Genomic DNA, 13,965 nt, shown 5'->3' with positions numbered 1-13,965 from the left:
CAAGCAGCTAGATACGACAGGTGACCTCAAATGAGGCGTCTTGCATGGCTTCTACACCTGCCTGAATGCCAGAACTGCGTTCGTACCGCCCATGGCGAAGGCGTTGCTCATGGCGACGCGCACCTTGCGCTCGCGCGGCACATTGGGTGTGATGTCGAGGTCGCAAGCGGGATCTGGCTCGCGATAGTTGGCGGTCGGCGGCACGACGTCCTCTTGCATTGCCATCACGCAGGCGATCATTTCAAGCGCGCTCGCTGCGCCGAGGCAATGCGCGTGCGTGGACTTGGTGGAAGAGATGGACATCGAATAAGCGTGGTTTCCAAACACACGCTTGATCGCCGCCGTTTCAGTCTGATCATTGCTTTTGGTACCGGTGCCGTGCGCGTTGAGGTAGTCGACGTCCTCGGCATTCAGCCCGGCATCGGCAAGGCAGGCGCGCATCGCCGACGCTGGCCCCTCGACAGATGGCGCGGCAATGTGGAAGGCATCGGCGGAAAGGCCGACGCCGGCGATCTCGGCAAGAATTGTGGCACCACGCCTCGTGGCATGCTCGTAGCTTTCCAGCACGGCCATGCCCGCACCCTCGCCCAGCACCAGGCCCTTCCTATCGGCGGAGAAGGGCCGGCAGGTATCGGGTGAAAGCACGCGCATTGCTTCCCATGCTTTCAGCACGCCCCATGCGAAGGGTGCGTCGCTGCCTCCGGAAACCATTACGTCGGCCCGGCCCAGCTTGATCTGGTCCACCGCCGAGGCGATCGCATGGTTGGCCGAGGCACATGCGGAGGTCACCCCGAAGACCGGCCCGCGCAAGCCGAGGCTCAAGCTCACCTGGCCGGCGGCGGCGCTTGGCATCGTTTTGGGTACAGCGAGGATGCCAACTCGCCTCGCGCCGTCCAAAAGGAGGGCCCGGTAAGTTTCCTCCATCACATCCCAGCCCAAGCCGCCGACGCCCACTGTCGCGCCGAAGCGATGGGCATTCCTCTCGTCGCAGGAAAGTCCGGCCTGCCGCATGGCTTCGCGCGCTGCAAGCACGGCGAGCAAGCTGAAGCGGGCCATGGAGACGAACTGCTTGCGATTGATGTCGTGCTGGGGCAGCGCCTTGATCTCAGCGCCGGTCATGCCCTCCAGGTCATGAAGCTCGGAATTGGCGATCGGGCCGATGGCGGAGCGGCCTTCGCGCATCTCTTTCCACATAGAGGCGGCGTCGGTGCCCAGTCCGCACAGGCCGCCCACTCCGGTGATAACGACGCGCCTGTGCATTCAAGCCTCCTTCGCAAGCAAGCCGCGGACGGCTTCCACGACGTCGCCGACATTCTTGAGATTGGACCAGGCATCGGCCGTGTTCATGTCGATCTTGATGCCGTAGGCCTGCTCCACATCCCAGAGGACGTCCGCCAAACCCAGCGAATCAAACCCGAGCGCGTCCAGTTCCGTGGCGATTGTTATCTCGCCGACGAATGACGTAGGCATTCCCTCACCGCTCTCCGACTCGGCGCGTTTCTTGATCAGGGCAATGACGTCCGTTGCGAATTGATCGGCCATTCTGTTTCCTGTCTTTCTTTCCCGCGTTTCGACCTGGACGCGGCTCAGTTCCTGAGGCGCGCCGCGTCGCGAAAGCCATCACGCTTGGGCAACTGACAAAGCCCAATGCTCATAAAGCCGGATCAGGTCCGGCCGGTGTGTGGCGTAGGTGCAGTATGACGATGTGAGCCGCTACACCGTGCGCGTCTCCCAGTCTGTCCATAGGCTCGGAAGAAGTCGGACCCGGTCAGTTGCAACTCCCTTTCCCAGCACTCCACTGCCCGGTAGAGCGCATGAAAAATCTCCTTTCGGGCGGTTTCTTAAGACGCTCGCCACGCCATGAGGCAGTGGGGGCATCGGTGTGCGTCAGGTGCTTCTGCCCATGCAGGATTCCAGAACATTGATGAAATCGTTTGTTTCGATGAAAGGCATCCACACTTTGGATAGTTGACCACGCGTTTCAAAGATCGTGAACTACATCTCGTCGTTGTGCTCGACGCACTCCCGACAGAGCGCAACCTCATGGGCGCGGCATGCAGGATTAACCGAGCCCAGCCGGTCATGAGTGCGGCCGGCGCTCGGCTGCTCGATTATTTGCGCGATAAGCTCGCGACCATGTCCGCGGAGGTATTCAAACTTAACGCTGCGTCCGGGAGCTCTTGCCCTCCAGTTCGCGACGCTCTCCCGCCCATCCAGTGCTCGTTTATTTCGTCGGATAGTTTGACCCGGCTCTACCGAATCGCCGCTTCAGGATCATTCTTTCCGATTTCGTCACGCTCGTATTTCTGCCGCGTCCTACACCGATTGGGCGCGAACAAAACTGAGCGCCTTGGAACCCGAACCCGTGCGTCGTGACCGGGAGCTTCCGGGGCGAACTCATCCGCTCGGGGGCATCGCATCACCGGACGGCGACAGGCACGGTCGACCGGCATCTCGGCATCGGCTGGGAATTCGTCCATGGTCTGCATTGGCGACGACGCTTCCTGAGGCCACGTAGCCCTTATGCCAAGCTGGGCGCCCGGGTCGAGCGCGTAATGACGACAATTGCTTCGCTACAGGTCAAACGCTTTCCGCGCCACCTGCAAAGTCTTCACCCGGCCGTACAGCGCCCAAGACCACTGATGTGATCGACAAGAGCCTTTTTGATAAATCTGCGCTATTCTCCTGTCGCGCACGGACGACCGCGTGGCGAAGAGCAGGGTCCGAGATGAGAGCCCTGCCGCGCAGCTTCTATCGTCGCGCCTCGTTTGCGGCATCCGTGCCTACCCTCTTCGGACCTCGTGGGTTCCAACCGGCAACGAGGCGTGCATAGGCGCCCTCGGCCTGCTCCACCCAGCGGCGCTCTTCTTCCCGGTGGCTCTTTATGTTGTAGGCGTGCGCTCCCTTTTGGCCGCGCACAGCCTTGCTCCCGGCCTTGAGTTCCACATCGCGCAAGCTTCTTGGCATGCAGGGAGGGTCGAGCCTACGCGTAACTCTCGCCCTTCTCAACAGATGACAGATCACGACAGAGAGTTTGCGTGCGGTTGCCACGGCCGCGACATGCTGTCCGCGCCGGGCTCGCACGCCGCAGGGAGAAGGCTCGCAACGGTCCGGGAGCACGAGCGGCCGCCCAGGCCGCCTCGACGAGCATGCCGCGCGCATGACCACGGCCCTGCTTGGTGATCCGCCCATGGTAGGCCGGACCTGGCCGGACTGCTGGACGCTTGGGTTCAACCCGAGATAGGTCACGAGCTTCTGCGGATCGTCGAAGCGCGACACGTCGCCGATCGCCGCCCTTCATCGCCAGCGCGACGGTGATGTCGACGCCGGGAATGGTCATCAGCCGCTTCACGCCTTCATCCTCGAGAGCCGAGCGGACAAGATCGCGTTCGATGACCTGGAGGTCTTCGCCCAATCGGTCGAACTCGCGCAGATGCCCATCGATCGCGAGGCGCTCGTCCTGCGGTACGACCTGCTCGATTACCAGGTCCGACCCTTGGCGCCGCACAGGTCGGCATGCGGGCAGGACGGATCAGGTGGCTATGAAGGATCGACTGGATGACGCTCTTCAATCGAGATCTCTGTCGGACAATCTGATTGCGCCGTGTCACCTGTCGACGCAGAGCCTGCGTCGGCTCGTCCGCAATCCAGACTTCTGGCAAGAAGCCGCTGGCATAGAGCTGCGCAAGAACGTCGGCGTCGATCGTCGTTTTGATCTTGGCATAGGCAACGATAAACACCTGTTTCGGCTTGGCGATCCCCACCTTCTTCACATGCGGCGCAACCACAGCTGCAGCGGACGTCGCGCTGCCGGTGGCCTCGATCACCCCGATATCGTTCGGCGACAGCTTCGCGGCGAACGCGGCCAGCAGATCGCGCCGCATGTCGACGCGGCCGAGTCGCCTGAGCCTGCCCTCCTCCCATGCCACTGCTTCGGCGAAGGCGCGGTGAATATCCAGTCCGATGATAAGCATGCCCGTTCCTCCTTCTTGGCTCGGTCAAAGACGGGAGCTGGCGGGCAACACGACATCTACTGATCCGCGCTCGCAGCGCATCCGGGAAAGTCGCCAGGGGCGGCCATGTAACGAGCTCGGGCTCTCAGCCCACGGTCTATTGACGGCCTGCCTGCACCTTTGTGCTCCCGGTGCCCCACGTCCCGGATGGGCTCACCATAAGGGCGTTCCAAAACAAGAACAGCAGGACGAGAAGACACCACAGATCACATACCGGATAGCGGCAAGGCCAAGCGCTTCGTTCAGATAGGCTTGCGCCAATGGGCTTAGGCCGAGCCTACAACAGCTCTCAAAAACGCTGCCGGACTGCTGCATTGGCTCGCCGATACAATTGGCACAGGCCTCACGGCAGCTTAGGATCAAACCGCCCATCAGTCGCCTCGGACTGGAAAGGTGCACCCTATTAGATTCCACGCCCAGCTAGGTCGGGGCCGCCGAAGACGCTGGTTGATAGCCCGGCGCCATCGGCCCGGCGTTTCAAACTGCCAATCTCTGACCTGCACAGTACGAACGATTGCTCGCTTCGGCAGATCACGCGGCTCATATGTCGGACCTTAACGTCATCCATCATAAACTTTTTGCGACAAAAGATTGCAAGAATGCTAAATTGTTAAAGTCGTTTGTTTCGGTTAAAGGCATCCATCCCATGGATGGCTGATGACATGCGTTTCAAAGGACTTGATCTAAATCTCCTCGTTGTGCTCGACGCACTCCTGACGGAGCGTAATCTCTCGGCGGCGGCACGCAGGATCAACTTGAGTCAGCCCGCCATGAGTGCGGCCGTCGCCCGACTGCGCGATTATTTCCGCGATGAACTGTTTACGATAAGAGGTCGCGAACGATTTCTAACCCCGCGTGCGGCAGCATTTGCCCCCGCAGTTCGCGACGCTCTCCAGCACATCCAGTGCTCGATTATTTCTTCGGATCCGTTTGACCCAGCTCGAGCCGATCGCCTCTTCAGGATCATTCTTTCCGATTTCGTCACGCTCGTGTTTTTCGAAAAGCTTGTGGAGCGTATTTCACGGGAAGCCCCCGCCGTCAGCTTCGAACTGCTGCCTGTCGACGATAGCCCCGATGAGCTTCTCCGGCGCGGTGACGTCGATTTTCTAATTCTACCGGATATGTTCACGTCGAGTGTGCATTCAAGCATTGCGCTGTTTGACGAGAAGCTCGTGTGCGTAGGCTGTCCCACAAACAAGCAGCTGCCACAGCAGCTTACATTCGAGAGATACATGTCGATGAGGCACGTCGCGGTCAGGTTCGGGCGTACGATGAAGCCGTCTATCGAGGAATGGTTTTTGCTTGAGCATGGCCTTAAGAGACGTGTCGAGGTCGCCGTGCAGGGCTTCAGCATGATTCCACCTATGGTGTCCGGCACAGCTCGTATAGCGACCATGCCCTTACGGCTGGTCAGGCATTTCGAAAAAACGTTCCCCCTGCGGGTTATCGAACTTCCGCTGCCATTTCCCACATTCACCGAGACCCTCCAATGGCCGGCCCTCCACAATAGCGATCCGGCAAGCATCTGGATGCGGGAGATAATGATACAGGAGGCATCTCGGATGGCTGCCCCGCTGTGAACCCTCGGAAAATTCAGGCGCACCTATAGTCACTACTCCTGTCACCATCTACTTTGACGACAATAGCCCTCGCCGGATAAAGTCGATGCTGGCGGCAAGTGCGCCTGCGAGATCGTCCAGAGAATGGACTTCCTCGATCAGCTCGAACGAGAAAGGTCCCGCGTAGCCGCCATCCAGCAGCGCCTGAATCTGGCTGCCATTGTCGGAACCTGCAAGAAAGCGATCGGGGTAAATCCAGAAGGTCGGGTCGTTTACGCTTGAAATGTGCACCAGGCCGGTAAGCTCGCAGAACAGGCATGTCTCCCCGGCCAGGGTGTGGTGGAACGTGTCGTGCACGAGGCGAAAGACGGACTGGCCATCAACCGCGGCAACGGCCTCGGCCGCTTCCTTCTTTGATCGAAGCGAGCAGGTTCGGAAACCCAGCGGCTCGATGAGACCGATCAGACCCCGCGACTGGAGGATTGGCTTGATCTCGTTTAGAGCGAAACGAAGATTGTCCTGGCGCTCGCTATTGGTGGGCCACGAGCTGCGGTTGGCCGGCACCAACACGAGCGTCTCTGCCCCGCACGCCGTCGCATAATCGGCGAGGTTGCTTGCCTCGGCCTGACGCGTTGGAGTCCAGTCGTTGAACCGCTGCAAGGCGTTGACAGAGATGATCGTGACGCCCGCTTCGGTAGCGGCAAACCGAACGTCCGCAGCCGGAATGCCGCGTGCGACAGGATTGCTGAAATGAGGGTAACGGATTTGGACGTCGGTCAGGCCTTGGTCACGGGCAAGCGCGAAAAGCGCACTGACGTCAAGGCGGGGCGCCGCCATGTGATCGAGTGCAAAGCGGGGCGATACCTGGCGCATTGCTTGACTTTCCTTCCATGAAGCGCGGCTGCCATTTCGGCATCCGGCTTCTTTCAAGACGGAACCACGCCGGTTCACAGATCGGACAGAGACGGCCGAGTCAATCGAGCTTTCCTTTCATCGGTGAAAGGAAAATGGGCGCTCATGATAGAAATCCATCAAGGTCAAATATTTTCCGGAAGATAAATGTCGAACGGCAGAAATGTCTGCCCCGGGCTCTCCGCGACGCCGGCTTTGATGGCCCGCTCCATTGCCATTATCAGCTCCTGGCAAAGTCGGCGCATTGGCGTGCCGACCGCCATCGTCAAGATGTCATCCGCAAGCGCCCCACGTGACTGCGGCGTCATTTCACTCACGATCGCGACGAGATCCTGACCGCTCCCCTCTTCTCGGAGCGCGGAAATTGCTCCCTCTATACCCCCGCCGGCCATATAGAAGCCGACGAGCTCTGGTTCCCGCTGCATAAGATCCAGCAATTTTTCGTAAGTGAGCTGCCGTTCATCAAGGTTCACGAGCGGATCAAGCACCTCGAATTTGGGCGCGTTCTCACGAAAATAGGCACGAAAGGCCGTTTCCCGCGTCGCATGCGCCTGGAAGCGATGGCTTCCGACAAACACCGCCACCTTGCCGGGCCGTTTTGCGGCCTTGGAAAACACCCAAGCGGCAGTCCGTCCGACCTTGCTGTTGTTGAGGCCGATGTAGCCCTCGCGCACGCCATCGGCGAAGTCGGATAACAGCGAAAATACCGGGATACCTTTCGCCTTGAGCTCCTCGACTGATGCTGTGATTTTCGGGTGATCGGCCGCCACCATGGCGATCGCCTGGCAGCGGCTTCCAAGGTCCTTAAGAAGCGGGAGCAGGTCACGCGGCAAATGTGACTGCGCGAACTCGATGATCGGAAGGCCGTGGAAGGATTTAGCCATACTGACCGACTCTTCAATATTGCGAGCGAAATCTTGGTAAAAATCGTGGGCAGGTTTTCTCAAGATGAAGCCCAGCTTGTAGTGCGGCAGGTGCTGCTGCAAGCGCTGTTTGATGAGACCGGCAGCATGATAGCCGATCGCGTGCGCGGCCGCATGGACCCGCTGGGCGGTCTCCTCTCGCACCGGAAGGCGGACGTTCAGAACCCGATCGACTGTTGCTACGCTGACTCCGGCTTCGCGGGCGAGATCGGCAATTGTGACGCGCTTTCCCCTAGCGATTCTGATCGGCCGGTCCTCCGTCATCCGGTGCGATCCCGCGACGGCTTGGGGCGGCAAGCTGAAATAGTTACCACACCCCACGGTTGATAACGCATTCGACGAACAGCGCTCCATGCGGACCCAGATGAGTTTCCGTGAACCGTTCGTTTGCTTAGGGGCTTCATGGTGTTGTATTACTCTCCGCGTTAGTACACTATTTCCAGCGCTCTTTGGAGGCCGGCAATTCGACTGCTGTGAAGGCCGTGACTTACACGTCGCGCTATTGCTTGCTTGCGGGGAGCCCGTTTGATGTAACCCTAACCGCGGAAAGCGGCTTCCATCCGGGACTGGTCCAATTCGCCTTCCCAGCGAGCGACAACGAGCGATGCCACCGCATTACCGACTAAATTCGTCAGCGCGCGGCATTCCGACATGAAGCGGTCCACGCCAAGAATTAGAGCCATTCCGGCAACGGGAACACTCGGCACGACAGACAGAGTAGCGGCCAATGTGATGAAGCCGGCGCCGGTGACGCCTGCCGCACCCTTCGAGGAAAGCATCGCAATTAGCAGCAGGAGGATCTGATCGGCAATTGACAAATCTGTGTTCGTCGCCTGCGCGATGAAGAGGGCGGCGATCGTCATGTAGATATTGGTGCCGTCCAGATTGAATGAGTATCCAGTAGGGATGACGAGACTTACGACCGAACGCGCGGCGCCGGCCTTCTCCATCTTCTCCATGAGCGAGGGCAGCGCGGCCTCCGAGGAGGACGTTGCCAGGACAAGCAGCAGCTCGTCCTTGATGTAGCGGACAAGAGAAAAGATCGAGAAGCCGTTGCAGCGGCAGACCACGCCGAGAACCCCGAACACGAAGAGGAAGGCGGTCAGATAGAACGTCGCGACCAGTATCGCGAGGTTGGCCACCGAACCGATTCCGTATTTGCCGATCGTAAAGGCCATAGCGCCGAAGGCGCCGATGGGTGCAGCCTTCATGAGAATGCCGACGAGCTTAAAAATGGGGGCGGTGAGCGCCTGGAGAAAGGTAACGACCGGCCTGCTCGTCTCTCCGGTCATCGCCAGAGCAATGCCGAACAAGACCGAGAAGAACAAGACTTGCAGGATGTCGCCTTCCGCGAAGGCACTGGCAATCGTTGACGGGATGATGTTCATCAGGAAGCTGGTCACGGACTGCTCGTGAGCCGTGGCCACATAGCCCTTAACGGCTTCGACATCGAGCGAGGCCGGATCGATGTTGAGGCCGGCGCCAGGCTGAACGATATTCGCGACAATCAGCCCGACAACGAGTGCAAGCGTCGAGAAGGTAAGGAAATAAACCATCGCCTTGGCGGCAACTCGGCCGACCTTCTGCAGATCGCTCATGCCGGCAATGCCGGTCGCAATTGTCAGGAAGATGACAGGTGCGATAATCATCTTGATGACTTTGATGAAGGCATCGCCGAGCGGCTTCAGGCTTTGGCCGGTTTCCGGATAGAGGTAGCCAATTGCGGCTCCAAGGACCATGGCGGCAAGTACCTGCACGTAGGTCCGGGCAAAATGGCGCTTGCGGGGCGCTGCGATCGCGCGGGGGACTCTTGGAACCAACATCGTTTCTCTCTCCCTGACCGGATCGGGGTGGGGGCTCCTCCTTCTCCCATGCTGCGCTCCGGTCGAGCGCTGCTGTCATCTCGGAGCAAGCGCCGTGCCAACTGGACGCCTGTCCCGTCCAGCGAGATTGGTGCAGTTGCGCACTGGAACCCTCCACCTTGCCGGAATTCTGCACTCGAGGCTCGCCAAAGATCGCGTCTGAGGAAGTGCTTCATCAGAGAGGGAATTGACCAGGTCGCCTTGCGCCCGTGCCCTTTGATGTTCGCCGCAGATCGACTGCCGGTTGCCTTGGTGACTTTGGTTTGTCAGTTTTGGAACGGAATGCGCGCAAACTGCAGGATATCCTACACGCCCATCAGAGCACGCGGTACAAGCGATTAAGCGTAGGAGCGCATTGAATCTCCGAGGTCAAAAAATCTTGAATAAGGTCCGCGTGCGAAGTGAATCCGCAACTCGTCAAAGTTCTCCACCGTTTGATCAAGCGGTCGCGTTTCCTGGCGCTGCAAGATGGCGTTATCTGATGGCTCAAGCGCTGGAACGCCCAGGAAATCCCAAACCGCTCCCAAGCATTGGGCAGGTTCGTGAAGTAGGCTCTCGTATTCCATTACAAGCAGGTTGGTCGACGTGAAGGAGTCCATAACGCGAGCGTGAAAGTCGTCGGCGGCTTTGAAATAAGCCTCACAGTCGGCGATTGACAACCTGACGCTCGGTGGCCGAGCGGTATCGTTGTCCGAGCTGAACTTCAGCCACTGACCGCTTTCCCTGGCCTGCACAAAGGATCGGAGCGATTCCAATACGTTTCGGCGAACAACGAGGATGACCTTGAGTGCTGGCCAACGAGCTAATTCCGCAAAGAATGCTGGACGCTCGCGAAACTGAGGTTCATTGATCTTGCAGCCAAGATGCGTCACATTCTTGTAGTCGCGCATAGGGCAGCGCACATAGGCAAGCTCAAGAAGCTCGCGATCCGTGCCTAGCAGGCGATCCGTGCTGGGCCAATTGGGATCATATTCGTTTAGCAACTCACCGTTACTCAGAACGGTCGGATGCTCGTTTAGCAATTCTTCTAAATAGTGTGTTCCGGTCCTTGGCATAGCAAGGATCACAAAAGGCTCAGGAGTTGGTTCGTTGTGGGTCATTGCATGTGTATCCAACTAAATAATGGCCGCGACGGTCTGGGGACGCGCACAAGAAGCTTGGCTGCTATCGCTTGAACGCTCCGGGTGGGTCCGCGCGCCTCACCACCCAGCCTGTACTCCGAGGTGTGGTCGCGAAGATGGGCGCGTGCCTGCAGCGGCTGGGTGGCGCCCGGCTTCGGCGTTGTTGTACCACTCGCGATTCCTGGCACACGCATGCCTCCGGGCCGCTGGGGGCAGTTTGCAATCCGGCATTGCGGACCTCCTTCTCGTTGATGGGCGTAGGTAAGCGTCAACGCATTAGTCGTCGATGAAACAGTCCAGCCGACAGAAAAAAAGGCAATACAGCGAACATGCAAAGTGCGCCTATATGCAGCCCTACATTGTCGCCCAGGCGGCCGAGCATCACCGGACGGATTAGATCGATAGAATTCGCCAGCGGCGAGAAGGCCGCAATCTGCTGAAACACTCCTGGCAATTGGCCGACTGGAAAAACCGCGCCCGAAAGGAACAGCATGGGTGTGATGACAAGCGTCTGATAGAAAATAAAATAGTGATAACTGGGCGCGAGCGCGATGACGAGCATGGCCAGGCTCGCAAAGGCGAACCCGGTGAGAGCGATGACCGGCAGCACGTAGAGAACCGACGTCCACGCGGCATAACCTAGCGCGGCGGCAACAATCGCAATTGTCGTACCGGCCAGAAAGGCCTTTGTGGCTGCCCAGGTCAATTCACCGAGAACGATGTCGCCGAGGGTAAGTTGTGTGTGCAGGATTGCTTCCCAAGTGCCCTGATCGCGCATTCGACCGAAAACCGCGTAAATTGTTTCGAAGGTTGATGCTGTCATCGCGCTCGTCGCAACCATGCCGGCTGCCAGAAAGGCGATGTAGGATGCACCTTCGATGCGGCCTACCAACAGTCCAAGGCCAGTGCCGAGCCCGAAAAGGTAAATCATCGGATCAGCAAGGGTGCCGAGCATTGAAGCAAATGCCACCTTCTTCCATGCCAGATGATTGCGGCGCCACACCGCGATCCAGTTCCAGGCGTTGGCGGGTAGAGCGGCCGCAAAACGTTCACCCATTGCTCACTTCTCCATCTCACGTCCGGTTAACCTCAAGAAAACGTCCTCCAGACTGGGTGGACGCTCTAGAATACGCAGACCCGCTCGACCGCGAAGCTGGATGCGCACATCCTCCGGCTCAGGCGCATAGCAAAAGAGCGTCTCGCCGCTTACCTCGACACGCTGAACGTACGGTCTGATCAGCGAAATCAGCTCCTGTGGATTGCCGCCGAAGATCTCGATCACGTTGCACCCAATGTACTCGTCGATCAGCGCATGAGGACTGCCCTCGGCGATCTTGCGTCCCCGCTCGAGAACACACAGCCGATCACAAAGCCGCTCAGCCTCTTCCATGAAATGGGTGGTCAAAATGATCGTTTTTCCGCTCGCCAGCAGGAAACGAAGTCGCTCCCAGATCAGATGGCGGGCATGCGGGTCGAGGCCGGTCGTGGGCTCATCCATCACAAGCAACTGGGGGTCGTTGATCAGAGCACGTGCCAGCGTCAGGCGCCGCTTCATCCCGCCGGATAGCAGGCCGACACGTGAATCCGCCTTGCTCTCAAGGCGAGCGAACTCGAGGAGCCGTGGGATGACGGCGTTGATCTCTCTTGTACTCATGCCGAAGTAGCGCCCGAACACCAACAGGTTCTCGCGTACCGTAAATTCCAGGTCGAGATTGTCGAACTGCGGGACCACGCCTATGCCCTTGCGGGCCAAGCGGCTGCGTGCCGGCACTGGTAGACCGAGGACTGTTATATCACCCGCGTCAGGCCGGGTCATACCGAGGAGCATACGCGCAATCGTGCTCTTGCCTGCGCCGTTCGGCCCCAGCAGACCGAAGCACTCTCCCGATGCAACGGTGAAGGACAGCCCGTCCACAACGAGCTTGTTTCCGAATAATTTGGTTACGCCGGTAAGGTCGATTGCTACATTGGACATGCGTCTATCTCAAGCGGAATGAGTCCGATTGGCCACCGGCAGCTTACTTGCGAATTCTGGTTCAGAGCAGGCCACCGCCTTGAGATGGCACCTTTGGAAAGTCGCGGCCGGAGCGACGCGTGTATCGCTTCCGCCAAAGAATAACGTCAAGATGCCACGTGTCGCTTCCAGATAGTTCCCGTTCTGACCATAGGTAACTCGAAAGCTTCACCCCGTGTCGACTGACACAACTTACTCGGTCACTCGGCGCTGCAAGGCCGTCAGACTTCACCAGCTGTGAGCGAAAGATCTGCAGTATGAAGTGACTCCGCAATTCCAGAATTGCCCGCAGCATTTGCTCCGGCAAGCGGCATCGCGCTTGTGATTTCCTTTGTGCTCCTGTTGGGCAGGGGAACACTTTTACGCGACAGCCAATCGCTATTGCTCAATGTACACAGGGCGTAAGCCTTCAAGGGGATCAACAGGAATATCCTGATTAACGCGTGCATTGAATAGCCGATGAATCGAAGCTGCCGAGTGCGGAAAGATAACACCGTAGATCTGATTATGGTCATCGTGACAATAGCCAGCACCGTCCACCAATTTACTGTATGTGAAAATAGTAGCTCACCGAGCGCCGTTACTACCGCGATGCCGAGCAACAATGGGCCGAGATTCTCTCCCATCACATCCAAAGTTAGATAGCGATCCAGGCCACGCAGTAGACCTCGCGCAAGCATCGTGTCCCGGAAGGTGCTTCGTGCCCAGCGGAGTTGTTGGCGCAAATAAGGTCCCATCTTGTCCGGAACGACTGTCGCCGCGACGGCACCTGGAACGTACTCGGTTCGAAAGCCTGCTTTCAGCATGAGGATCGTAAGATGACGGTCTTCACCGAAGTCGCTTGGTTTCCCCCTGAACAGCTGCGTCTCGTATTGATCCAGCAGAGAAAGGAGACAAGACCGGCGGTACATTGCACATGGGCCGCAGCAGCACATGACCGCACCAAAGCGACCTTGCGCCGCGCGCTCCTCATTGCAAGCCAGCCAGTATTCCATATCGATCAATCGGGTCAACCAAGTGTCGCTGCGGTTGTATGCCGTCAGCTGGCCCATGGCCGCTCCGACCATGGAATCCCGCATTTTTACTGCAAGCTTTGTGATGACGTCGGACGCAAGTGTCGTGTCAGAGTCGACGCTGAGCACGAAATCTCCAGATGAGCGGCGGATGGCGGCGATCTGCGCCTTGCGTTTGCCAACATTCTCGCGGAGCAGAATGAAATTGAATCTCGGGTCGCCCTCGTAGGCGTGATGTACCGGGATGACGGCATTACGATTTCCAGAACCGTCGTCAACCAGATAGACCTGAAATGTTCCGGCGTAATCTTGATTTGCAATGGAAGCTAAACACGCCGCGAGTGTGCGCGGGTCCTCATTGTAGCAGGGGATAATGACATCCACGCTCGGCCAACGGTCGGATCCGAACAAGCTTTCCGACGGCGGCGTAACATTTTCCGGTTGGGAGTAGACCGCTTGCATGCCTCTGTAAACAGTCGAGAGCACCGCATAAGACGAAACGGCAACAGTACTGGCTGTGGTGAGAAGGTCCATAGGATCTCTGTTTG

General features: G+C 58.6%; 11 protein-coding genes and 1 pseudogene. 1 reads left to right on the top strand and 11 read right to left on the bottom strand.

Translation table 11 applies throughout. The features are described 5' to 3' along the window. Positions 1-51: 51 nt before the first annotated feature. The 4 genes and pseudogenes from EN845_RS29630 to EN845_RS36810 form a co-directional block, all read right to left on the bottom strand. Positions 52-1,260 carry a beta-ketoacyl-[acyl-carrier-protein] synthase family protein gene (locus tag EN845_RS29630; RefSeq protein ID WP_135931260.1) on the bottom strand — a complete coding sequence of 403 codons (1,209 nt, stop codon included), beginning with the start codon at positions 1,258-1,260 and terminating at the stop codon, positions 52-54. Then, positions 1,261-1,542, bottom strand: a complete 282-nt coding sequence (locus EN845_RS29625) for an acyl carrier protein (RefSeq protein ID WP_126057635.1) — start codon at positions 1,540-1,542, stop codon at positions 1,261-1,263. 1,441 nt (positions 1,543-2,983) lie between these two features. Further along, positions 2,984-3,508: a transposase gene (locus EN845_RS36815; protein ID WP_245265439.1), complete on the bottom strand. Its 525-nt coding sequence runs from the start codon at positions 3,506-3,508 to the stop codon at positions 2,984-2,986. A 91-nt stretch (positions 3,509-3,599) separates the two neighbouring features. Beyond that, positions 3,600-3,974 (bottom strand): annotated as a pseudogene (locus tag EN845_RS36810) (IS110 family transposase); the annotation flags it as partial. A 701-nt stretch (positions 3,975-4,675) separates the two neighbouring features. Here EN845_RS36810 and EN845_RS29615 point away from each other — a divergent pair. Beyond that, on the top strand, positions 4,676-5,593 hold the full coding sequence (locus EN845_RS29615; RefSeq protein WP_024505887.1) for a LysR family transcriptional regulator: 918 nt from the start codon (positions 4,676-4,678) through the stop codon (positions 5,591-5,593). Between the two features lie 48 nt (positions 5,594-5,641). Here the strand turns inward: EN845_RS29615 and EN845_RS29610 are convergent, their stop codons facing one another. The 7 genes from EN845_RS29610 to nodC form a co-directional block, all read right to left on the bottom strand. After that, complete coding sequence (locus EN845_RS29610) at positions 5,642-6,445, bottom strand: TIM barrel protein (RefSeq protein WP_024505888.1); 804 nt, start codon at positions 6,443-6,445, stop codon at positions 5,642-5,644. Positions 6,446-6,609: 164 nt separating this feature from the next. After that, on the bottom strand, positions 6,610-7,671 hold the full coding sequence (locus EN845_RS29605; RefSeq protein ID WP_024505889.1) for a LacI family DNA-binding transcriptional regulator: 1,062 nt from the start codon (positions 7,669-7,671) through the stop codon (positions 6,610-6,612). A 272-nt stretch (positions 7,672-7,943) separates the two neighbouring features. Beyond that, the gene (locus EN845_RS29600; protein WP_126063813.1) at positions 7,944-9,230 is read right to left on the bottom strand and encodes a dicarboxylate/amino acid:cation symporter; all 1,287 of its coding nucleotides are present in this window, start codon (positions 9,228-9,230) and stop codon (positions 7,944-7,946) included. A gap of 377 nt (positions 9,231-9,607) precedes the next feature. Beyond that, positions 9,608-10,369 (bottom strand): sulfotransferase, encoded by a 762-nt coding sequence (locus EN845_RS29595; RefSeq protein ID WP_024505871.1) that lies wholly within the window; start codon positions 10,367-10,369, stop codon positions 9,608-9,610. Between the two features lie 289 nt (positions 10,370-10,658). Continuing rightward, positions 10,659-11,447 (bottom strand): ABC transporter permease, encoded by a 789-nt coding sequence (locus EN845_RS29590; protein WP_029356621.1) that lies wholly within the window; start codon positions 11,445-11,447, stop codon positions 10,659-10,661. 3 nt (positions 11,448-11,450) lie between these two features. Next, a complete protein-coding gene (gene nodI / locus EN845_RS29585; protein WP_024505873.1) occupies positions 11,451-12,365 on the bottom strand; it encodes a nodulation factor ABC transporter ATP-binding protein NodI in 915 nt (304 codons plus the stop codon). A gap of 260 nt (positions 12,366-12,625) precedes the next feature. Next, complete coding sequence (gene nodC, locus EN845_RS29580) at positions 12,626-13,951, bottom strand: chitooligosaccharide synthase NodC (RefSeq protein ID WP_032899868.1); 1,326 nt, start codon at positions 13,949-13,951, stop codon at positions 12,626-12,628. Between the last annotated feature and the right edge of the window lie 14 nt (positions 13,952-13,965).

Source organism: Mesorhizobium sp. M8A.F.Ca.ET.202.01.1.1 (genome assembly GCF_004791595.1).
Classification (GTDB): Bacteria; Pseudomonadota; Alphaproteobacteria; order Rhizobiales; family Rhizobiaceae; genus Mesorhizobium.
This window is presented reverse-complemented; position numbering and strand designations above follow the sequence as displayed.

Excerpts from the sequence above, each read along its gene's own strand:
- EN845_RS29630 (WP_135931260.1), bottom strand. The coding sequence starts at position 1,260 with ATGCACAGGCGCGTCGTTATCACCGGAGTGGGCGGCCTGTGCGGACTG.
- EN845_RS29625 (WP_126057635.1), bottom strand. The coding sequence starts at position 1,542 with ATGGCCGATCAATTCGCAACGGACGTCATTGCCCTGATCAAGAAACGC.
- EN845_RS29615 (WP_024505887.1), top strand. The coding sequence starts at position 4,676 with ATGCGTTTCAAAGGACTTGATCTAAATCTCCTCGTTGTGCTCGACGCA.
- EN845_RS29610 (WP_024505888.1), bottom strand. The coding sequence starts at position 6,445 with ATGCGCCAGGTATCGCCCCGCTTTGCACTCGATCACATGGCGGCGCCC.
- EN845_RS29605 (WP_024505889.1), bottom strand. The coding sequence starts at position 7,671 with ATGACGGAGGACCGGCCGATCAGAATCGCTAGGGGAAAGCGCGTCACA.
- EN845_RS29600 (WP_126063813.1), bottom strand. The coding sequence starts at position 9,230 with ATGTTGGTTCCAAGAGTCCCCCGCGCGATCGCAGCGCCCCGCAAGCGC.
- EN845_RS29595 (WP_024505871.1), bottom strand. The coding sequence starts at position 10,369 with ATGACCCACAACGAACCAACTCCTGAGCCTTTTGTGATCCTTGCTATG.
- EN845_RS29590 (WP_029356621.1), bottom strand. The coding sequence starts at position 11,447 with ATGGGTGAACGTTTTGCGGCCGCTCTACCCGCCAACGCCTGGAACTGG.
- nodI (WP_024505873.1), bottom strand. The coding sequence starts at position 12,365 with ATGTCCAATGTAGCAATCGACCTTACCGGCGTAACCAAATTATTCGGA.
- nodC (WP_032899868.1), bottom strand. The coding sequence starts at position 13,951 with ATGGACCTTCTCACCACAGCCAGTACTGTTGCCGTTTCGTCTTATGCG.